Source organism: Streptomyces sp. NPDC097107 (assembly GCF_044762405.1).
In the GTDB taxonomy this organism is placed as follows: domain Bacteria; phylum Actinomycetota; class Actinomycetes; order Streptomycetales; family Streptomycetaceae; genus Streptomyces; species Streptomyces thinghirensis.
Genome location: NZ_JBIWEF010000010.1, coordinates 194,912 through 213,617 on the forward strand (window position 1 = coordinate 194,912; position 18,706 = coordinate 213,617).

Annotated in this window: 18 protein-coding genes and 3 tRNA genes; 11 read left to right on the top strand and 10 right to left on the bottom strand. The window is 71.6% G+C overall.

Going from position 1 to position 18,706, the window contains the following annotated elements; translation table 11 throughout:
* Nucleotides 1–38: 38 nt before the first annotated feature.
* Nucleotides 39–112, bottom strand: a tRNA-Lys gene (locus ACIQ1J_RS24540).
* Nucleotides 113–320: 208 nt separating this feature from the next.
* Between ACIQ1J_RS24540 and ACIQ1J_RS24545 the strand changes: the two genes are divergently transcribed.
* The 3 genes from ACIQ1J_RS24545 to ACIQ1J_RS24555 all read left to right on the top strand — a co-directional run bounded on the left by ACIQ1J_RS24545 (nucleotide 321) and on the right by ACIQ1J_RS24555 (nucleotide 3,565).
* Nucleotides 321–1,619 carry a peptidoglycan-binding protein gene (locus ACIQ1J_RS24545; protein ID WP_403560016.1) on the top strand — a complete coding sequence of 433 codons (1,299 nt, stop codon included), beginning with the start codon at nucleotides 321–323 and terminating at the stop codon, nucleotides 1,617–1,619.
* A gap of 60 nt (nucleotides 1,620–1,679) precedes the next feature.
* Entirely contained in the window at nucleotides 1,680–2,834 is a 1,155-nt protein-coding gene (locus ACIQ1J_RS24550) for an SPFH domain-containing protein (protein ID WP_403560018.1), read from the top strand.
* Nucleotides 2,835–2,959: 125 nt separating this feature from the next.
* Nucleotides 2,960–3,565 carry a lytic polysaccharide monooxygenase gene (locus tag ACIQ1J_RS24555; protein ID WP_403560020.1) on the top strand — a complete coding sequence of 202 codons (606 nt, stop codon included), beginning with the start codon at nucleotides 2,960–2,962 and terminating at the stop codon, nucleotides 3,563–3,565.
* A gap of 45 nt (nucleotides 3,566–3,610) precedes the next feature.
* On the opposite strand, the gene ACIQ1J_RS24560 is transcribed toward ACIQ1J_RS24555, so the two are convergent.
* The 6 genes from ACIQ1J_RS24560 to ehuB form a co-directional block, all read right to left on the bottom strand.
* Nucleotides 3,611–3,684, bottom strand: a tRNA-Lys gene (locus tag ACIQ1J_RS24560).
* Nucleotides 3,685–3,819: 135 nt separating this feature from the next.
* On the bottom strand, nucleotides 3,820–4,578 hold the full coding sequence (locus ACIQ1J_RS24565; RefSeq protein ID WP_403560022.1) for an IclR family transcriptional regulator: 759 nt from the start codon (nucleotides 4,576–4,578) through the stop codon (nucleotides 3,820–3,822).
* A 222-nt stretch (nucleotides 4,579–4,800) separates the two neighbouring features.
* On the bottom strand, nucleotides 4,801–5,586 hold the full coding sequence (ehuA, locus tag ACIQ1J_RS24570) for an ectoine/hydroxyectoine ABC transporter ATP-binding protein EhuA (protein ID WP_210960644.1): 786 nt from the start codon (nucleotides 5,584–5,586) through the stop codon (nucleotides 4,801–4,803).
* Complete coding sequence (ehuD, locus tag ACIQ1J_RS24575) at nucleotides 5,576–6,226, bottom strand: ectoine/hydroxyectoine ABC transporter permease subunit EhuD (RefSeq protein WP_210960643.1); 651 nt, start codon at nucleotides 6,224–6,226, stop codon at nucleotides 5,576–5,578. The genes ehuA and ehuD overlap by 11 nt, the downstream gene beginning before the upstream one ends.
* On the bottom strand, nucleotides 6,226–6,939 hold the full coding sequence (gene ehuC, locus ACIQ1J_RS24580) for an ectoine/hydroxyectoine ABC transporter permease subunit EhuC (protein ID WP_403560025.1): 714 nt from the start codon (nucleotides 6,937–6,939) through the stop codon (nucleotides 6,226–6,228). The genes ehuD and ehuC overlap by 1 nt, the downstream gene beginning before the upstream one ends.
* Nucleotides 6,936–7,865 (bottom strand): ectoine/hydroxyectoine ABC transporter substrate-binding protein EhuB, encoded by a 930-nt coding sequence (gene ehuB / locus ACIQ1J_RS24585; RefSeq protein ID WP_403560027.1) that lies wholly within the window; start codon nucleotides 7,863–7,865, stop codon nucleotides 6,936–6,938. Before ehuB ends, ehuC begins: the two co-directional genes overlap by 4 nt.
* A gap of 107 nt (nucleotides 7,866–7,972) precedes the next feature.
* On the opposite strand from ehuB, the gene ACIQ1J_RS24590 reads away from it, so the two are divergent.
* Nucleotides 7,973–8,467, top strand: a complete 495-nt coding sequence (locus ACIQ1J_RS24590; protein WP_210960640.1) for a DUF3830 family protein — start codon at nucleotides 7,973–7,975, stop codon at nucleotides 8,465–8,467.
* A 108-nt stretch (nucleotides 8,468–8,575) separates the two neighbouring features.
* On the opposite strand, the gene ACIQ1J_RS24595 is transcribed toward ACIQ1J_RS24590, so the two are convergent.
* Together ACIQ1J_RS24595 and ACIQ1J_RS24600 are read right to left on the bottom strand one after the other, a co-directional pair.
* Nucleotides 8,576–9,982, bottom strand: a complete 1,407-nt coding sequence (locus ACIQ1J_RS24595; RefSeq protein ID WP_403560029.1) for an amidase — start codon at nucleotides 9,980–9,982, stop codon at nucleotides 8,576–8,578.
* 27 nt (nucleotides 9,983–10,009) lie between these two features.
* On the bottom strand, nucleotides 10,010–10,981 hold the full coding sequence (locus ACIQ1J_RS24600) for a D-2-hydroxyacid dehydrogenase (RefSeq protein WP_403560031.1): 972 nt from the start codon (nucleotides 10,979–10,981) through the stop codon (nucleotides 10,010–10,012).
* A gap of 188 nt (nucleotides 10,982–11,169) precedes the next feature.
* On the opposite strand from ACIQ1J_RS24600, the gene ACIQ1J_RS24605 reads away from it, so the two are divergent.
* The 7 genes from ACIQ1J_RS24605 (at nucleotide 11,170) to ACIQ1J_RS24635 (ending at nucleotide 17,186) form a co-directional block, all read left to right on the top strand.
* The gene (locus ACIQ1J_RS24605) at nucleotides 11,170–12,039 is read left to right on the top strand and encodes a decarboxylase (RefSeq protein ID WP_403560033.1); all 870 of its coding nucleotides are present in this window, start codon (nucleotides 11,170–11,172) and stop codon (nucleotides 12,037–12,039) included.
* Nucleotides 12,036–12,767, top strand: coding sequence for a decarboxylase (locus tag ACIQ1J_RS24610; RefSeq protein ID WP_403560035.1), 732 nt, complete (start codon nucleotides 12,036–12,038; stop codon nucleotides 12,765–12,767). The genes ACIQ1J_RS24605 and ACIQ1J_RS24610 overlap by 4 nt, the downstream gene beginning before the upstream one ends.
* Before the next feature lie 231 nt (nucleotides 12,768–12,998).
* On the top strand, nucleotides 12,999–13,808 hold the full coding sequence (locus tag ACIQ1J_RS24615) for a hypothetical protein (RefSeq protein ID WP_403560037.1): 810 nt from the start codon (nucleotides 12,999–13,001) through the stop codon (nucleotides 13,806–13,808).
* Between the two features lie 410 nt (nucleotides 13,809–14,218).
* Nucleotides 14,219–15,787: a polysaccharide lyase family 1 protein gene (locus ACIQ1J_RS24620; RefSeq protein WP_403560039.1), complete on the top strand. Its 1,569-nt coding sequence runs from the start codon at nucleotides 14,219–14,221 to the stop codon at nucleotides 15,785–15,787.
* A 164-nt stretch (nucleotides 15,788–15,951) separates the two neighbouring features.
* A complete protein-coding gene (locus tag ACIQ1J_RS24625) occupies nucleotides 15,952–16,311 on the top strand; it encodes a hypothetical protein (RefSeq protein ID WP_403560041.1) in 360 nt (119 codons plus the stop codon).
* 202 nt (nucleotides 16,312–16,513) lie between these two features.
* Nucleotides 16,514–17,122 carry a bifunctional DNA primase/polymerase gene (locus ACIQ1J_RS24630; protein ID WP_403560043.1) on the top strand — a complete coding sequence of 203 codons (609 nt, stop codon included), beginning with the start codon at nucleotides 16,514–16,516 and terminating at the stop codon, nucleotides 17,120–17,122.
* Nucleotides 17,113–17,186: transfer RNA gene (locus ACIQ1J_RS24635), tRNA-Lys, on the top strand. Before ACIQ1J_RS24630 ends, ACIQ1J_RS24635 begins: the two co-directional genes overlap by 10 nt.
* Nucleotides 17,187–17,319: 133 nt before the next feature.
* Here ACIQ1J_RS24635 and ACIQ1J_RS24640 read toward each other — a convergent pair.
* Entirely contained in the window at nucleotides 17,320–18,696 is a 1,377-nt protein-coding gene (locus ACIQ1J_RS24640; protein WP_403560045.1) for a M6 family metalloprotease domain-containing protein, read from the bottom strand.
* Nucleotides 18,697–18,706: the final 10 nt, after the last annotated feature.

The following is an 18,706-nucleotide window of genomic DNA, read 5'->3' on the forward strand; positions in this document are numbered from 1 at the left end:
AGGCCCCTCGTGTGCTACGAGGGGCCTTCGGTCGTCGGTGCGCCGCCAGGGACTCGAACCCCGGACCCGCTGATTAAGAGTCAGCTGCTCTAACCAACTGAGCTAGCGGCGCCTGCTGACCTGCACAACTCTACCGGATGCCGGGCGCTGCTCCGGACCGCGCCCGGGGGCCGCGGGGCGCCCCGGAGGGATCGCGCCCGCCGCCGTGTACATCATTCGGACCGTCAGCATGCGCGCGAAGATGACAGTTGAGAAACTGACCGACATGTACCGAAGTGCACCGCTGCGGACATTTTCACCGGGAGTGTGAGGGGAATCGCATGAAGGCTCCCGTATTCGAGGAGATCGACCCCGCGAGCGACTGCGACTGCCCCGGTTGCCGTCACTGGCGCCGTGTCCTGCCGCATTCCCCGGCCGGCCGCGCTCCCGCCCATCCGGCGGCCCGCCGCGCGCTGATCGTGGCCGCCGCGACCGCCACCGCCACCGCCACCGGCGCCCTGGGCGCGGGGCAGGCGGCAGCGGCGCCGACGGCCGTTCACGCGTTCCACCGGCCGGGCGATCCCGCAGCCGACGAGCCCGACACCCCGCAGGGCCCCAGGGCCCCGCTGCACGGCCCGACCGGGACGCCGGCGGCGCCCCCCACCGGTGCGGAACCGGCCACGATCACCCGTACGGAGATCATCAACCGGGCCAAGACCTGGGTCACCGCCAAGGTGCCCTACAGCATGACCGCCTACTGGTCGGACGGTTACCGGCAGGACTGCTCGGGTTATGTGTCGATGGCCTGGAAGCTCCCCACGAACGAATGGACGGGCAGCCTCGGCACGTTCGCCGACCGCATCACCAAGGAGGAGCTCCAGCCCGGCGACATCCTGCTGTTCCACAATGCGGCCGACCCCCAGAAGGGCTCCCATGTGGTGATCTTCGGCGGCTGGACGGACCACACCCGCACCGCCTACACGGCCTACGAACAGACCCCGCCGCACACCCGCAGGCTCGCCACGCCGTACGCCTACTGGAGCAACTCCGCCCAGTACCTGCCCTACCGCTACAAGGGAGCCACCACGACCACGGCCGGTGGGGCACCCGCGGCCACGGCCTACCCGGGGGCGTCCTCCTTCGGCCCCGGCGCAGACAACGAGAACGTCACCGAGCTGGGCCGGATGCTCGTCGCCCGCGGCGCCGGACGCTTCTACTCCGCGGGGTCCGGCCCCCGCTGGTCGGACGCGGACCGCAGGGCCACCGAGGCGTTCCAGCCGGCCCAGGGCCGGCGGGGCGAGGAGGCCGACGGGCTGCCCGGCCCGGGCACCTGGCGGCTGCTGAAGACCGGCGGGGGAAAGGACATCGCGGCCCCGGCGGCCGGCCCGGCGTCGCACGGGGTGGCCGGCTACCCCGGACGGGCGATGTTCGGGCCGGGCGCGGACAACCCGTACGTCACCAGGCTCGGCGGGCAGCTGGTGAGGAAGGGATTCGGCAAGCACTACACGACCGGGCCGGGCCCGCGCTGGGGCGAGGCGGACCGGCGGGGCGTCGAGGCCTTCCAGCGCGCCCAGGGCTGGCGCGGTGGCGCGGCGGACGGCTACCCGGGCCCGGAGACCTGGCGGCGGCTCTTCTCCTGACCGTCCGCCCAGCGGTGACCACCCGTCCATGACGCATCTGGCGCGGAGGCTGGAGCACGCATGAGTACGACCTCTTCCACGAACCCGGACACCAAGCCGCCGGCCCCGCCCGGGCCCGGAGCGCCCGAAGGCGCGGCGGAGGCGGGCCACCGGCCCGCCCGGCTCATCCACAACGAGGCCACCACCGAGATCCCCGTCCACCTGCTGTTCCGCGACGACCCGCATCCGGCGCCGATGGCGCTGCGGTCGGCGGTCGTCGGCCGTCGGCAGGGCACGGGGGAGCAGCCCAGGACGCGGCGCCCCGTCGCCGCGCGCCCGCGCCCCGCGCCGAGCGTCGACCCGGAGCTGACGGAGCGTCCGGCCCGGGTGCTGCCCGGCGCCGCGGGCGTGGCCGCCGGTGCCTGCGGTGCGGCGGGCTGCGCGGTCACCTCCTGGTGGGCCGGGCTCGTACCGCCGCTCACGGCCGAGGCGTTCGGGCTGCCGGCGTACGCGGGGGCCGGGCTCGGGCCCGCGCAGTGGGCGGCGTACGCGGCCGCGGGGGCGCTGGGGCTGTTCGGGTTCGGCGGGCTGGCCCGGGGCCGGACCGGGCGGGCCTGGGTGCTCGGCCTGTTCGGCCGCTACCGGGGGACCGTGCGGCGCACCGGCCTGATGTGGGTCAACCCGCTGCTGCTGCGCCGCCGGGTCGACGTCCGGCTGCGGCACTGGCGCAGCGAGCCGATGCTCGCGGCCGACGGCAACGGGGTCGCGCTCAGGGCGGTGACGCTGGTGGTGTGGCGGGTGCGGGACACGGCGCGGGCCACGCTGGGCGTCGAGGACCACGAGACGTACCTGCGCGAATGCGTGGAGGCGGCGCTGGCCCGGGTCCCCGTGGAGCCCCTCGGCACGGTCCGCAGCTCCGCGGACGTGGCCGGCGAGACGCTCACCCGGCTGGTGACGGCGGATGCGGCGCCGGTCGGCCTGGAGGTGTTCTCGGTGCGACCGGTCCAGGTGGAGTACGCCCCGGAGGTCGCCGCCGCGATGCACCGGCGCCGGATCGCCGCGCTGGACGCGGCGCAGCGGGCCAGCGTGCTCACCGCGGTGGTCGACTCGGTGGAGGACACGGTGACCCGGCTGACCATGCGCGGGCTGGTCGAACTCGACGACTACGAGCGCAAGGTGCTGGTGAAGGACCTGACGGTGGCGTTCTGCGCGGGGCGGGGGGATACGGGCCCGTGACCCGTTCCCTGGGCTCCCCGGGTTTCTCGATTGGTATGGACATGTTCAACTAACGGCAATAACCTGAGACTTGGTCTAGACCTGCACGGCTCACTGAACCTCCCCCACGTCACAGGAGCAGCAGTATGCGTACAAGGACCAAGTTGTCTGCCGCCGCGGTGGGTATGGCGACCACCGGAGCCCTCGTGCTCTCGTCCGGCGGCGCCAGTGGCCACGGCTACACCGACCTGCCGGTCAGCCGGCAGAAGGTGTGCCAGAACGGCACCGTCAGCGGCTGCGGCGCCATCCAGTGGGAGCCGCAGAGCGTCGAGGGCCCCAAGGGCTTCCCGGCGGGCGGACCGGCCGACGGGCGGATATGTTCCGCGAACAACACCCCGTTCGCCCCGCTCGACAGCCCGAAGGCTCCGGGCGGCCAGGCGTGGCCGACCACCAAGGTGAACGGCGGGCAGAGCTACAACTTCCGCTGGCAGTTCACCGCCCGGCACTCCACGGCCGACTTCCGGTACTACGTCACCAAGCAGGGCTGGAACCAGAACCACAACCTGGCCCGGTCCGACCTCAACCTGACGCCGTTCTTCACGGTGCCCTACGGCGGCAAGCAGCCGCCGGCCACGCTCTCCCACAGCGGCACGCTGCCGTCCGGGCTGAGCGGGCGCCACGTGATCGTCGCGGTGTGGACGGTCGCCGACACGGCCAACGCGTTCTACGCGTGCTCGGACGTGACCTTCTGAACGAGCGGAGGGCCCCCTCGCCTGGGCGAGGGGGCCCTCTTGCTGTGCGCCGCCAGGGACTCGAACCCCGGACCCGCTGATTAAGAGTCAGCTGCTCTAACCAACTGAGCTAGCGGCGCATGACTCCCGCCGTCCGCTTTCCGCGGTCGGCGACGACGAAAATAATACCTGGTCTCCAGGGGTGCTTCCGACCATTCGTCCGCCGGATACGCAGGCGGCCGGCCGGTCGGTCATGCAGCCGGCCGGCTCCGCGGCTAGATCGCCAGTGAGAGCAGCACTCCGGCGGCGTTCCGGTTCAGCTCGTCGGCGGCCCGGCGGAGCCGGTGGGCGTGCTCGACCGGGAGGGACAGGGCGAGGCAGCCCACGGCGGAACCGGCCGTGATCGGGACGGCCGCGCAGACCGTGCCCACCGCGTACTCCTGGAGGTCGAGGACCGGGACGGTGGGCGGCTGGGACTCCAGCCGGGACAGCAGCAGCTTGTCGCTGGTGATGGTGCGCGAGGTCAGGCGGGCCATCTTGTGCCGGGCGAGGTGGTCGCGGCGGCCCGCGTGGTCCAGCTGGGTGAGCAGACTCTTGCCGACCGCGGTGGCGTGTGCCGAGACGCGGAAGTCCACCCACTCGTTCACCTTGGGCGCGGCCGGGCTGTCGGCGTACTGGGTGACGCTGACCTCGCCGTCGAGGTACCGGCTGATGTAGACGGCGGCGCCCACCGAGTCGCGCAGCCGGTCCAGGGTGCGCTGGAGCTTGTCGCGCACGGCCTCCTCGCGGCCGTGGGCCGAGCCCAGGCGGGCCAGGGCCTCGCCGGTGACGTACGTGCCGTCGGTGGTCTGCTCGACGTAGCCCTCGCGGCGCAGCATGCGCAGGAGCGTGGTCAGCCGCTCCCGGTCGAGGCCGGTCCGCCGGGCGAGTTCGGTGTCCGTGACTCCGGTGCTGTGCCGCGTCACCGTCTCCAGGACGCGCAGGGCGTCCTGGAGACGGTGACGCGGCGCGGTCGGCTTGTGCTGCAGCGCCACGGTGGTCTCCCCCTGCGCTCGCTGGTAGGCCCCTGCCCCTGTCCCTGCCTGTGCCCCCGATCCGGACAGCGGATCCCCTTCACGATAGCCGCCAAGCGGCCCGGAGCGAGGGGGTGTTGGCGAGATTTCAGGGCTCCCGGCTGCGACGCCGGTCCTCCGGCATATGCCAGCGGCGTGCCCCAACGCCTCGACCTCGGGCGCTGGGGCGGCGACGCCGCGTATTTACAGCACTGCGCTGAGAAATTCCCGGGTCCGGTCGTGCTCCGGCTCGCTGAAGATCTTCTCCGGCGGACCGGTCTCGATGACCCGGCCCGAGTCGAACATCAGGACCTGGTCCGAGATGTCCCGGGCGAAGTTCATCTCGTGGGTCACGCAGAGCATGGTGATGTCCGTGGTGCGGGCGATGTCCCGCAGCAGGTCGAGGACGCCCGCGACCAGCTCCGGGTCGAGCGCCGAGGTCACCTCGTCGAGGAGGAGCACCTTCGGCCGCATCGCCAGCGCCCGGGCGATCGCCACGCGCTGCTGCTGGCCGCCGGAGAGCTGGGCGGGGCGGGCGTCGCACTTGTCGGCCAGGCCCACCATGTCGAGCAGGCCCTTGGCGCGCTCCACCGCCTCGTCCTTGGACATGCCGAGGACCGTGACCGGCGCCTCGGTGATGTTGCGCAGGACGCTCATGTTCGGGAACAGGTTGAACTGCTGGAACACCATCCCGATCTGCTTGCGGACCTCGCGCCGCTCCTTCTCGGTCGCCGGGAAGAGCTTCTGCCCGTCCACGGTGATCGTGCCCTCGTCGGGCTTGAGGAGCGTCATCAGCAGCCGCAGGATCGTCGTCTTGCCCGACCCGGACGGGCCGATCAGGGTGACGTGCTTGCCGGCGTCGACGGAGAAGTCGAGGTGGTCGAGGACGGTGTTCTCACCGAACCGCTTGGTGACCTGCTCCAGGCGTATCAGCTCGCCGGAGCTGCGCTCGGGGCTCTTCTCGGGATTGGGGAGAGTGTCAGTGGGCAAGGCGTCGCTCCAGGGCTCGCAGGGCAAGGGAGGCCAGGTAGGAGATGACGATGAAGGCCACGCCGATCACCGTCAGGGGCTCGGTGAACTGGAAGTTCTGCTGTGAGAACAGCCGTGCCTCGCCGAGCATCTCCAGCACCGTGATCGCCATCAGCAGCGGCGTGTCCTTCAGCATGGAGATCACGTAGTTGCCGAGGGCGGGCACCACCCGGCGGATCGCCTGCGGCAGGATCACGGCCGACCAGGTCCGTCCCATCGGCAGGTTCAGCGCCGTCGCGGCCTCCCACTGGCCGACCGGCACCGCCTCGATACCGGCCCGGTAGACCTGCATCGTGTACGTCGAGTAGTGCAGACCGATGGCGATCACACCGGTGGTGAGCGCCGAGGCGGTCACTCCCCACTCGGGCAGCACGTAGAAGAGGAAGAACAGCTGCACCAGCAGCGGGGTGTTCCGGACGAATTCGGTGACCACGCCGACGGGCCAGGTCACCCAGCGGGACGGCACCCGCATCAGCATCGCCCACACCAGTCCAAGAACGAACGAGACCAGCGACCCGAGGACCAGGATCTGCAGGGTGACCAGCAGTCCGTCCCAGAAGTGCGGCATGAAGTCGGAGACCGCGCTCCAGTCCCAGTTCATCAGGCGGCACCCCCAACGTTGGTCGTCTCAGGACGCTTCAATTCCGCGTCGGGATCGCGCTTGGGCGTCTTCCCGACGCCCGCCTTCAGCTTCTTCTCCAGACCGCGCATCACCCGGGTGAGCAGGAACGCGATCACGAAGTAGATCAGCAGGATGTACGTGTAGATCTCCGCGCTCTCCTGCAGCGCCAGGCGCACCAGGTTGCCGCTGAACGCCAGATCGCCCATGCCCATGATCGACACCAGTGCGGTGCCCTTGAGCAGCTCGATCAGCAGGTTGGAGAACGGCGGGATCATCTCCGGCACCGCCTGCGGCAGCAGGATCAGCTTCATCCGCTGCCAGGGCGTGAAGCTGAGCGCGATGCCGCCCTCCTTCTGCGCCGGGTCGACCGCGCCGAGGGCGCCGCGCACGATCTCGGAGCCGTACGCCCCGTAGGTCAGGCCCAGCGCCAGCGTGCCCGCCCACATCGGCACCAGCTGCCAGCCGAAGGCCGGCGGCAGCACGAAGAACACCCAGAAGATCATCACCAGCGCCGAGGTCCCGCGGAACACCTCGGTGTAGAGGCCCGCGAGGAAGCGGACGACCCACAGCCGGTGGGTGCGCGCGACACCGGCCACGAAGGAGACGGCCGCCGCCAGCAGCGAGCTGAAGAAGAGCAGCTGGATGGTGACCCAGACACCCTGGAGTACGAGTTCCCACAGTCCCGAGGTCATCCGCCGCAGAGCTCCTTCGCGGTCAGATCGGTCATCTCGTTCTCGGTGAAACCGAAGGGCTTGAGGATGCGCAGCAGCTCGCCGCTCTTCTTGAGCTTCTGCAGCTCGACGTTGAAGGCGTCCCGCAGGTTCGTCTCGTTGGGCCGGAAGGCGAAACCGCCGCCGTCGACCTTCGGCCTGCCGTCGATGATCGGCGAGAAGGGCTCGGTCGCCTCGGCCTTGCTGGACTTCTTCACCACTTCGCGGACGGTCAGCGCCGTACCCGCGAAGACGTCCACGCGCCCGGACTCGACGGCGTTGAGTCCGGCCACCTGGTCGGGGACGATCAGGATGTCGTCCTCCTTGATGCCGTGCTCCACCGCGTAGGCGATCTCGGCGTAGCCGGTGCCGGTCGCGAACCTGGCCTTCTTCTTGAAGACGTCCTTGTAGTTGTGCAGCCCGAGCGGATTGCCCTTGCGCACGATGTACGCGTCGAGCATCTGGTAGTCGGGGTCGGAGAAGATGACCTGCTGGCAGCGGTCGGGGTTGATGTACATACCGGCCGCCACGACGTCGAACTGCTGCGACGCCAGCCCCGGGATGAGGGAGCCGAACTCCGTCGGCACCGGCTGCACCCGGTCCACTCCGAGCCGCTTGAAGATGGCCTTCGCCAGCTCCGGCGCCTCGCCGGTCAGCTCACCGTTCTTGTCGATGTACCCGAAGGGGATCTCGCCCGCGATGCCGAGTCGGGCCACGCCCTGCGCCTTGAGCCGGTCGAGGAGATCGCCGCCTTCCACGTCTGACGCGGTGGCCACCCGCGAGCAGCCGGCGGCCCCCAGCGCGCCGAGCGCCGCGACCCCCGCGAGCAGCGACCGGCGAGTGGGCCCGGCTGTCCTGGGCCTTTGGTCGGATATACCCCATGGAGGGGTTCTGTGTGGTGGAGCCATGGGCGCGCAGCTACCCGAAGCCGGGCAGGTTATGCCGATCTTTTTCAGTCCGATACCTCGGCCCCGCACCCTTGACCGCGGGGCCGCCGGGCACTGCCATGGAGGGTATGGCTGATCGCTTCATCGAAGTCTCGCTGGTCAAGCGCGGAATCACCTGCACGGCCCAACTGCTGGACGACCGGGCCCCGATCACCTGCGCGGCGGTCTGGGACGCGCTCCCCCTCGGCGGCGACGTGTATCACGCCAAATACGCGCGCAACGAGATCTACGCCCTTTTCCCGCCCTTCGCGGCATCCGAACCGCCACTGGAGAACCCGACCGTGACGCCCATTCCGGGCGATCTGTGCTATTTCGCCTTCGCGGGTGCCGAGTTGGGCACCAAGGCGTACGGGTACGACCGCGAGGTCCGCGCGGGCACCACCCTCGTCGACCTGGCCCTCTTCTACGAGCGCAACAACCTGCTGCTCAACGGCGACGTCGGCTGGGTCCCCGGCACCGTCTGGGGGCAGATCGTCGACGGCCTGGCAGAGATGGCCGAGGCCTGCAACGACCTGTGGCGGACGGGAGCGGAGGGGGAGACACTCAGTTTCCGCCGAGCGTAGAACGGCGCGCCGCGACTGCCCGCAGCACCGCCGCTGCGGGCACCGCCTACCGCCCCGGCTGGGCGCAACCGTGTGTCGGCCCGGCTGCGCGTAACCGCACGTCGGCCACTACTCGGCCGGCGTACCCGTCCCCGCCCACGCCGCCCCCGCCCCGTACAGCGCATGCGCCGCCCGCAGCACCAGATCGTCCCGATGCCGGGCCGCGACCAGCTGGAGACCGACGGGCAGCCCGTCCCCGTCCGCCCCGACCGGCACCGTCGCCGCCGGCTGCTGGGTCAGGTTGAACGGGTAGGTGAAGGGCGTCCACCCCGTCCACCGCCGGAGCCCCGACCCCTTCGGCACCTCGGCGCCCGCCTCGAACGCCGTGATCGGCAGCGTCGGCGTGACGAGCAGGTCGTACGCGTCGTGGAAGCGGCCCATCCGCCGGCCCAGTTCCATCCGCACGTCCACCGCGGCCAGGTACTCCAGCGCCGAGTACCGCGCCCCCGCGCCGACGATCTCCCGCAGCCCGGGGTCGAGCAGCTCCCGCTGTCCCGCCCCGAGGTGCTGCACCACGCGCGCCGCCCCGCTGAACCACAGCGCGTGGAAGGCGTCCACCGGGTCCGCGAAGTCCGGGTCGGCCTCCGTCACGTACGCGCCCAGCTCCGCCAGCCGCTCCACCGCCCGCCGGACCGCCGTCGCCACCGCCGGGCGCACCGCCACCTGCCCGCCCAGCGAGGGCGAGTACGCCACCCGCAGCCCCCGCACCCCGCCGGACAGCGCCTCCGTGTACGACCCGGGCGCCGGGCCCAGCGCCGACCAGTCCCGGGCGTCCGGGGTGCCGATGACGTCCAGCATCAGCGCCGCGTCCGCCGCGTCCCGGGTCATCGGGCCGACGTGCGCGAGGGTGCCGAACGCGCTCGCCGGGTAGAGCGGCACCCTGCCGTACGTCGGTTTCAGGCCGAAGATGCCGCAGAAGGACGCCGGGATGCGCACGCTGCCGCCGCCGTCCGTGCCCAGCGCCAGCGGCCCCGCCCCGCGCGCGACGGCCGCCGCCGCGCCCCCGCTGGAGCCGCCCGCGGTGCGGGTCGGATCGTGCGGGTTGCGGGTGACGCCGGACAGCGGCGAGTCCGTTACGCCCTTCCAGCCGTACTCGGGCGTCGTCGTCTTCCCGAGGAACACGGCGCCGTGCTCGCGCAGCCGCGCCACGGACGGCGCGTCCTCGTCCCAGGGCCCGTCCGGCGAGACGGCGCGGGAGCCGCGCAGGGTCGGGTGACCGCGCGTCAGGAGGATGTCCTTCACCGTGACCGGCACCCCGTCCAGCCGGCCGCCCGGCTCCCCGCGCCGCCACCGCTCCTCGGACCGCCGTGCCTGGTCGAGCGCCTCCTCGCCGGTCAGCCGGACGAACGCGTTCAGCTCCGGCTGGATCCGCTCGGCCCGCTCCAGGGCGGCCCGGGTCACCTCCACGGGGCCGAAGTCGCCCTTGCGGTAACCGTCGACGAGCTGTACAGCGGTCAGCTCGGTGAGGTCGGTCATGCAGCACCCTCCCGCGTATGTGGGACGTCAGTGTCCGGGCACGTATCCGCGCTTCTTGTCGACCACGTTCGCCAGCGGCTCGCCGGCCGCCCAGCTCTCGTACAACTCCACGAACTGCGCTCCCAGTTCGTCCCGCCAGCCGACGGTGTCCCCGCTCATGTGCGGCGAGATGATCAGATCCGGGACCCGCCACAGCGGGCTGTCGGGCGCGAGGGGCTCGTGGCTCAGCACGTCCAGGGCGGCGCCCGCGATCCAGCGCCTGGTCAGCGCCGTGGCGAGATCGTCCTCGACGACCAGCTGACCCCGCCCCACGTTCACGAACCGCGCGGAGGGCTGCATCACCCCGAACCGCCGGGCGTCGAACATGCCGCGCGTGTCGTCGGTGAGCGGCGCCGCCGCCACCACCCAGTCGGCGCGGGCCAGCAGGCGGTCCAGCTCGCCGGGCCCGTGGACACCGGTGCGGGCGGTCCGGCCGACCAGCGCGGTCGTGATCCCCAGCGCCTTGAGGGTCTGCGCGATCGCCCGGCCGATCGGCCCGGAGCCGACCACGCAGGCGCGGGTTCCGGCCACCCGCATCGACTCGCGGTGCCGCCAGGCCCGCTCGCCCTGCAACCGCAGTGTCGTGGGCAGGTCCTTCGCCATCGCCAGGACGAGCGCGGTGACGTACTCGGCGATCGGCTGGTCGAAGACACCGCGCGCGTTGGTCACCACCGTGTCCGACGCGGCCAGCTCCGGGCACATCAGATGGTCCACGCCGGCGCTCGCCGTGTGCACCCAGCGCGGCCGGGGACCGTCGCCCGGCCACGCCTTCCGTACGGCGTGCGAGGCGAAGTCCCACACGAGCAGGACGTCCGCGTGCGGCAGCCGCTCGGCGAGACTCTTCCCGTCGGCGTGCTCGATCCGGGCCCGGCCGGTCAGCCGGCCCAGGCGGGGGAGCGGCTCGGCGTCCAGGACGAGGAGCGTGGGCGGGGACGTGGGCGTGGGCGTGGGCGTGGTCATCGGCAGGTCTGTCTCCGGTCGGCGGAAGCGGGTGCGATTCAGGAGTTGACGGGGAAGTTAACCGGCTGTTGACCTGGGAGTGACGCGGGCGGATTGACCACGCTCGCACCGGAACCTACCTTCGTCAACACGGCCGTGCGTAACGGTGCGTTGTCCTCCCCTTTCTCAGTGTGAGGCCGGTGCGTGCCATGGACATCTCCTTTCTCGGCGGACCAGCTCCGCAACGCGGGGTCGGCGTAGTCGCCCCGTTCGACTTCGCGCTCGATCGCGAGCTGTGGCGTTGGGTACCCGACGACGTATCGCTGCACATGACGCGAACCCCTTTTGTGCCGGTCGAGGTCAGTCTGGACCTCGCCCGGATGGTCAGCGAACACGAGACGCTCGGTGAGGCCGTGCGCACTCTCAACGCCATCGCGCCCGAGGTCATCGCCTACGCCTGCACCTCGGGCAGCTTCGTCGGCGGCATCGCCGGGGAACGCGCGATGTGCGAGGCGATGACCTGGGCGGGCGCCGTCCCGTCCGTGACCACCTCCGGCGCGCTGCTGGACGCGCTGGCCGAGCTGGGCGTACGCCGGGTCGCACTGGTGACCCCGTACACCGTCTCCGTGACCCGAGCGCTGGAGGCGTACGTCGCCGAGGCCGGCGTGACCGTCACCGGCTGCGCCTTCATGGGCCTGACCCGGCACATCTGGAAGGTTCCGTACCGCGACGTGGCCGACATGGCACGCCAGGCGGTACCGAGCCCGGGGGCGGCGGACGCGCTGTTCATCTCCTGCACCAACCTCCCCACCTACGACGTCATCCCGCAGTTGGAGGCCGAGCTGCGGATCCCGGTGATCTCGGCCAACCAAGTGACGATGTGGGCGGCACTGCGCCGATTGGGTACCCCTGCGGTGGGGCCGTATCAGGCGCTGACCGATCCGTCCGCGCGCCTCGGCCCCACGGTGCCGGGGCCGGTGGGTCCCGCGGTGGCGGGGCCGGTCGGCCCCGCGGTCGCGGACATGCCGGGCGTCGGTGACGCTCCGGACACGGAACAGCAGCAGGAAGGGTGGACATGACAGCACTGGGATTCCTGTACCCGGGCCACTCCGGCGAGGACGACTATCCACGCATCGAGCAGCTCCTGGGCAGCGACATCCGGGTGGACCTGGTGCACACGGACATCGGCGAGGACGCGCACCGGGTCGACGCGCTGCTGGAGATGGGCTCGGCGCAGCGGCTCGCGGCGGGTGTGGAGGAGCTGCGGCTCGCCGGCGCCGACGCCGTGGTGTGGGCCTGCACCAGCGGAAGCTTCGTGCACGGCTGGGAGGGCGCCCAGGAACAGGTGCGCGCCCTGGCCCAGGCGGCGGGCCTCCCGTCCTCCTCCACCTCCTTCGCCTTCGTGCACGCGGCGAAGGAGATCGGGGCGCGCCGGGTCGCGATCGGGGCGACCTACCCGGACGACGTGGCGCGGCTCTTCGCGGAGTTCCTGCGCGCCGCCGGCATCGAGGCGGTCGGCGTCGTCAGCTCCGGCATCATCACGGCCGCGGAGGTCGGCACCTGGACCGAGTCGGAGGTGCTGGCCCTGGCCCGCGCCGCCGACCACCCGGACGCGGAGGCGGTCCTCCTCCCGGACACCGCCCTGCACACGGCGGCCCACATCCCGGCCCTGGAGAAGGAACTGGGCAAGCCGGTCCTCACCGCCAACCAGGTCACCATCTGGGAGGGCCTGCGCCTGGCGGACCGCCGGGTCAACGCACCCGAACTGGGAGCGCTGTTCACCCGGGAGCCGCTGGTGCAGGCCTGACCCGGGCGGGCCGATCGGGGCCACCGAGGCCGGCGCTCCGGCGGCCTCGGGACCGGGGGGAGTACGGGTGGCCTCGGGACCGGGGGGAGTACGGGCGGCCTCGGGACCGGGCGGAGTACCGGCGGGAGAAAGCTTGGTGGGGGGTACAACCCGGGACCGGTCACGTTGGTCTTGATCTTGTCGGCCCCGCGCTGTACCTGCGCGCGGGGCGCCTGATCCCGGGAGAGCACCATGCGCACCACCGTCCGCCGCACCGTCCTGACCGCCTCCGCGGTCACCCTCGCCCTGGTGGTCACCGCCTGCGGCAGCGGTGACCAGGGCGGTGGAGACGCAGGCGACGCCGGGGCGAAGGGCGGCGGCGGGTCCGACAAGCCGGCGGCGAAGGCGCTGACCGCCGGTGAGCTGGAGAGGCTGGTCGTCACCACGGGCGACCTGAAGGACCACCAGGTCCAGAAGCCCGGGAAGGACGACGTCTTCGAGGCCGAGGCCCTCTCCGTCGAGCGGGCCGAGTGCGAGCCCGTCGCCCGGGTGCTGTCGGCCCTGCCGGCGGGCGATCCGGCGGCGAGCGCCCAGCGGCTCGTCGTCCAGGAGTCCGCGGCGGCCAAGAAGGGCATGCCCTCGGTGGAGGAACTCGCGGACATGACGGAGGAGGAGGCGAAGGAGGCGACCATCGACTCCCTCGACATCACCAAGACGATGACCTCCCTGTGGTCCTACGACGCCGATGGCGCGGAGCGGGCTCTCGGCACGCTGCGGGAGGTCGGCGAGAAGTGCGCCGGGGGCTTCGCCATGACCATCGACGGGGAGAAGCAGCAGGTCACCAAGGTCACCGAGGAGAAGCTCGCCGTCGGTGAGGACGCCGTCGCCTGGACGGTGGGGACGAAGACGGACGGCGAGCCCGTGGAGACGAAGGTGGTCGTCCTCCGGCAGGGCACCACGCTCGCCGGGTTCTCGTCCTTCAACATCGCGGCGATCAGCCGGGGTGAGGCGTTCGAGCAGCCGACCGCCGTCATCGACGCGCAGGCCGCCAAGCTCGGCTGATCCGGCCCGAACCGACACGGAAGAGCCCGGTCCGCTGAGGCGGGCCGGGCTCTTCGACCGGAGCGCTGGGCAGGCCTTGCACCTGCATTTCCCCACGGGAAGTGGGGCGTCTTTCCTTGGACCACCAACGCACTGCCGACCGTTGGGGGTTGATCCCCGCGAGCTGGCAGGATGATCGTACCGCAGCTCTGCCCGGGGTGCACATCGACTTCATGGTGCAGTAGGAGCCCGTTCACTGAGCCCGTTCACTCATCTGGACGCTGGTCCATCTTCTGAACACGTCAAAACCATTGCCAGCCCCCGGAGGGCGCCCTATTCTCACGGCGAGAAAGCGCTTTCCGGCCAGTCGTATTGACGTGATCACGACAGGCTGTTCGTTCCGTCATGTGAAGACGAATGGGGAACCGAGGATGAGACGACCAGTCGCGCTGCGACTCAACGCGGCGCTGGCCACCTTGGCCGTTGCCGCAGCCACCGGTGTGGTGCTGTCGATGCCCGAGGCGGCGGCAGCGGCCAGTGGCGCCACCGGCTACGCAACCCAGAACGGCGGCACCACCGGCGGTGCGGGCGGACAGACGGTCCGGGCCACCACCGGCACCGCTATCCACCAGGCCCTGTGCGGCCGCGCCAGCAGCAGCACCCCGATCACCATCCAGGTCGAGGGCACCATCAACCACGGCAACACCACCAAGGTGTCGGGTGACAGCTGCAGCACCGCCGCGGACAAGATCGAGCTGAAGCAGATCAGCAACGTCACGATCGTCGGGGTCGGCGGCGGCGCCGTCTTCGACCAACTGGGCATCCACATCCGGGAGTCCAGCAACATCATCATCCAGAACGTGACGGTCCGGAACGTCAAGAAGTCGGGCTCGCCCACCTCCAACGGCGGCGACGCCATCGGGATGGAGAGCGACGTCCGCAACGTCTGGGTCGACCACACGACCCTGGAGGCGTCGGGCGGGGAGTCGGAGGGCTACGACGGCCTCTTCGACATGAAGGCCAACACCCAGTACGTGACCCTGTCCTACAGCGTCCTGCGCAACTCCGGCCGCGGCGGCCTGATCGGCTCCAGCGAGAGCGACCGCTCCAACGGCTACGTCACCTTCCACCACAACAAGTACGAGAACATCGACTCCCGCGCGCCCCTGCTGCGCGGCGGCACGGCCCACATCTACAACAACCACTACGTGAGCCTCAACGAGTCCGGCATCAACTCCCGGGCCGGCGCCAAGGCCAAGGTGGACAACAACTACTTCGAGGACTCCAAGGACGTCCTCGGCACCTTCTACACCGACCAGGCCGGCTCCTGGCAGGTCAGCGGCAACATCTTCGACAACGTCACCTGGTCCGAGCGCGAGGGCGACAACAACCCCGCCGGGCCGAACCCGCAGTCCAACACCAGCGTCAGCATCCCGTACTCCTACAGCCTCGACGCGGCCGACTGCGTGCCGGGCGTCGTGAGCCAGACGGCGGGCGCCGGCAAGGGGCTGAAGGTCTCGGACGGCAGCTGTACGCCGCAGAACCCGGACCCGACCGACCCGGGTCCGACCGACCCCGGCCCCACCGACCCGGACCCGGACCCGACCGACCCCGGCCCCACTGACCCGCCCACCGGCACCAACCTCAGCATCGGGGCGGGCTCCGACGGCTCCTCCAAGGCCGGCGGAACGAGCTACGGCAACGTCCGGGACGGCGACATGGGCACCTACTGGTCCCCGTCCGGCTCGACCGGCTCCGTCTCCGTGAAGTGGGGCTCCGCCACCACGGTCTCCAAGGTCGTCATCCGGGAGGCGTCGGGCTCCGAGGGTGCCATCAGGTCCTGGCGGGTGGTCAACCACGACACGGGCTCCGTCCTGGCCTCCGGCAGCGGAGCGGGCACGATCGGCTTCGCCGCGACCTCGCTGAAGAAGGTCACCTTCGAGATCACCGGCTCCAGCGGCACGCCGAAGGTCGCCGAGTTCGAGACCTACGCCGGGTAGCGGGCGGCCCGGCCGCGCGGGAGTGGGCGGGGAGTGTCCGGTATGCGCGTACCGGCACGGCCTCGCCCTCTTGCGTGGGCGCGGGACAATGGACGGTGGCCCACTCCACCGGGAGTGCCCCCGCCCGCGGGGGAGGGCCGCCGTACGTACGAGGAGGAGAAGACATGGCGGAGCCCACGCCGCGTCGGAACGAACCGCGGCTACGCCCCGCGCCCCTGCTCTTCGAGCCGGCGGAGGCGTCCGCCGACCCCGAGCACTTCTTCGACCTCGAGTCGATCGATGACCCCCGGGCGCTGCTGGACCGGGCGACCGAGCTGACGCAGGCCTTCCGCGCGGCGGCGGACCGGGCGATGGAGTTCCAGGCGATGGCGGCGGCGCAGCTCGCCGATCCGCGCCACTTCGACCGGCTGACGCCGGCGGACATCGCCGAGCGGGCCGAGTGGACCGAGGACTATGCCAAGAAGATGGTGGAGTTCGGGCGTGACCTGATGCGCGGCGGCGAGGGCGGCGTGCACCCCGACTAGTCCGACCGGCCCGACCGGCCCGACTAGCCCGACTGGCCCGACCAGTCCGACTGGCCCGACTGGCCCGACCGGCCCGGCCAGTCCGACCGCCTCGTTCGCATATGCCAGGAGAGTGGGCAAGATACTCCCCTCCCCGTCCTCCTGTCCCGGTTTCCCGCAACCCAGTGGAGTCGTACCCTCACGCGGGGTAGATGTATGCGTCATGAGCAGCACACGCGATGTCATCCTCGACGCCACGTCCCACGTCTCGGACGTCACCTCCGACGGTGCCGCCTGGCTGGCCTCGGCGGGCCCGTACCCGCGCAGCACGCTCGCCTTCTGGGAGGAGCGGCCCCAGGCCCCGGTCGTCCTGCCCTGCGGTGCCGTCTTCGACGTGGTGAGCGCCCCGGCGATCTTCGGGCGCCGGATGCTGGACCGGATGTGGGACGAGGGGCCGGGCTCCGGCCCGGTGGCCGAGTTCCGGGGCCGGATGCTGCTGTTCGCCGCGCCGGGCACGGCCCAGCGGCTGCCGTCGCTGCTGGAGTGGGAGGAGTGGGGTGCGCGTGGCCGGGCGGGCGGCCGCACGGGCGAGGTGCCCCCGCTGCTGTGCCACGGGGCCGGGGACGCGGTGGCGGTGCCGGCCCCCGTGGGCGGGCCCGCGCGTTCCGGTTCCCGCTGGCTGGTGGCGCCGGACACGCGCCTGCCGTGGCTGCCGGGCCCCGAGATCCTGCTCTGGGCGGCCGTACGCGCGGCCCGCGCGGCGGTGCGGATTTCGATTTTTCCTCCCGCCGACCAGGGTGCTAAGGTCTACGACGTCAGCAGGCGCCGCTAGCTCAGTTGGTTAGAGCAGCTGACTCTTAATCAGCGGGTCCGGGGTTCGAGTCCCTGGCGGCGCACGTTGTCGATGGCGAGGCGTGTTCGCGGAAGCGCGAACCGGCCTCGCCATCGTTGTTCCTGCGTGGCTTCGCCGCGCGTGGCGGCGGCTTCGCCACCCGCACCCCCTCGGTCACCGTGCCCCGGGCAGACCGCTCACCCCGGCGTGACCTGTACCGTCCACGCCCCCGATACCGTCCGCCCCTCCACCTCCACCCGTACGCCCTCCTCCGGCACCGTGAAACTCTCGCCGAGGCTCACCGGAGCGTCGGCGAGCGGGGGGTAGACCGAGTCCTCCCAGCATGCCTCGGTGTCCGGATGGGCGTCGATCACCTCGATCGGCCCGCCCCCGGACTTCGCGCCGCTCCGCACCCGGTACACCAGCACCCCCGCCCGGCACGCGGCGACGTCGTTGCCGACCGGCCCCCGCGCCTCGAAGGCGAGCACGCTGTCCGCGCCCGTGCGCACCACGGCCAGCTTCGTACCGCGCCCGAGGCCGAAGGCCGGCGTCCCGGTGGTGCCGGCCACCACCACTCCCGGCCCGGCCCCCAGCGGCTCCAGCGTCAGCCGGGTGGGCCCGCTGCCCCGTACGCACGCCACCTGCCGGGGCTCCAGCCAGCCCAGCTTCCACTTGTGCCAGCCGAAGAGATCCGGAGCCAGTCCGAACTGGCTGCCCATCAGGTCCCAGTCGCCGACGTGCGTGTCCCAGTCGCCCTTGCCGTCGACGGGCCGGTGGTACAGGTCGGGCAGGTCGAAGACGTGCCCGGTCTCATGGGCCAGGACCAGCCGGTCCGGCGGATGGTTCTCGAAGACCGTGACGACCCGCCGGATAGCGGTGCCGTCGGCCCGCATCGGGGTGTCCAGGTTGACGACCTTCGTCGCGTCGGAGTCCACGCCGGGCGCGTCCGGGTCCGCGACGAAGTAGACGACGTCGTAGCGGGAGAAGTCGACGTGCCGGTCGGCGGCGTCCATCGCGTCGCGCAGGTAGGCGGCCCGGTGCTCGGAGTTCCAGTCACGCTGTATGTCGTACGCCGTCGACGGCCGTGGCATGGGGATCCAGCTCGGCAGCGGGTGCGGGCGGAGCGTGAACGTGCCGTAGGAGGCGCGCTCGAAGAAGCGCGTGGTGGCCGGGAAGTGGTCGGCGGCGAGTTCGGCGGGCGCGGTCAGCGGCTGGGAGTCGGGGAAGGACAGGAACACCATCACCGCGTCCAGGGCGCGGGTGGGCCGCGGGTAGGCGGCGTTCCAGGTGTCCAGGCCCTCGGAGTGGTGCACGTCGGTGCGCTGGAGCGCACAGGGCTCGGGGGAGAAGGGTTCGGCGACCGAGGGGGCGGTGATCAGGGAGGTCGCGGCGAGTGCTGACATCGTGGTGCACACCGCCGCCGTACTGCGCAGTCTGGACCGGGGCGCCCCCGCCGCCCGGCGGACCGAGCCGATCCCCTTGAGGGTCTCCCGGGGAAGTCGCCTCAGAGGGAGCTGGCGCGGCACATGGACCTCCGGGTGCGGTTGACGGGAAACCGCACCCAGCTTGTGCATGATTGTCGTA

Excerpts from the sequence above, each read along its gene's own strand:
- ACIQ1J_RS24545 (WP_403560016.1), top strand. The coding sequence starts at position 321 with ATGAAGGCTCCCGTATTCGAGGAGATCGACCCCGCGAGCGACTGCGAC.
- ACIQ1J_RS24550 (WP_403560018.1), top strand. The coding sequence starts at position 1,680 with ATGAGTACGACCTCTTCCACGAACCCGGACACCAAGCCGCCGGCCCCG.
- ACIQ1J_RS24555 (WP_403560020.1), top strand. The coding sequence starts at position 2,960 with ATGCGTACAAGGACCAAGTTGTCTGCCGCCGCGGTGGGTATGGCGACC.
- ehuD (WP_210960643.1), bottom strand. The coding sequence starts at position 6,226 with ATGAACTGGGACTGGAGCGCGGTCTCCGACTTCATGCCGCACTTCTGG.
- ehuC (WP_403560025.1), bottom strand. The coding sequence starts at position 6,939 with ATGACCTCGGGACTGTGGGAACTCGTACTCCAGGGTGTCTGGGTCACC.
- ehuB (WP_403560027.1), bottom strand. The coding sequence starts at position 7,865 with ATGGCTCCACCACACAGAACCCCTCCATGGGGTATATCCGACCAAAGG.
- ACIQ1J_RS24590 (WP_210960640.1), top strand. The coding sequence starts at position 7,973 with ATGGCTGATCGCTTCATCGAAGTCTCGCTGGTCAAGCGCGGAATCACC.
- ACIQ1J_RS24595 (WP_403560029.1), bottom strand. The coding sequence starts at position 9,982 with ATGACCGACCTCACCGAGCTGACCGCTGTACAGCTCGTCGACGGTTAC.
- ACIQ1J_RS24600 (WP_403560031.1), bottom strand. The coding sequence starts at position 10,981 with ATGACCACGCCCACGCCCACGCCCACGTCCCCGCCCACGCTCCTCGTC.
- ACIQ1J_RS24605 (WP_403560033.1), top strand. The coding sequence starts at position 11,170 with ATGGACATCTCCTTTCTCGGCGGACCAGCTCCGCAACGCGGGGTCGGC.
- ACIQ1J_RS24610 (WP_403560035.1), top strand. The coding sequence starts at position 12,036 with ATGACAGCACTGGGATTCCTGTACCCGGGCCACTCCGGCGAGGACGAC.
- ACIQ1J_RS24615 (WP_403560037.1), top strand. The coding sequence starts at position 12,999 with ATGCGCACCACCGTCCGCCGCACCGTCCTGACCGCCTCCGCGGTCACC.
- ACIQ1J_RS24620 (WP_403560039.1), top strand. The coding sequence starts at position 14,219 with ATGAGACGACCAGTCGCGCTGCGACTCAACGCGGCGCTGGCCACCTTG.
- ACIQ1J_RS24625 (WP_403560041.1), top strand. The coding sequence starts at position 15,952 with ATGGCGGAGCCCACGCCGCGTCGGAACGAACCGCGGCTACGCCCCGCG.
- ACIQ1J_RS24630 (WP_403560043.1), top strand. The coding sequence starts at position 16,514 with ATGAGCAGCACACGCGATGTCATCCTCGACGCCACGTCCCACGTCTCG.
- ACIQ1J_RS24640 (WP_403560045.1), bottom strand. The coding sequence starts at position 18,696 with ATGCACAAGCTGGGTGCGGTTTCCCGTCAACCGCACCCGGAGGTCCAT.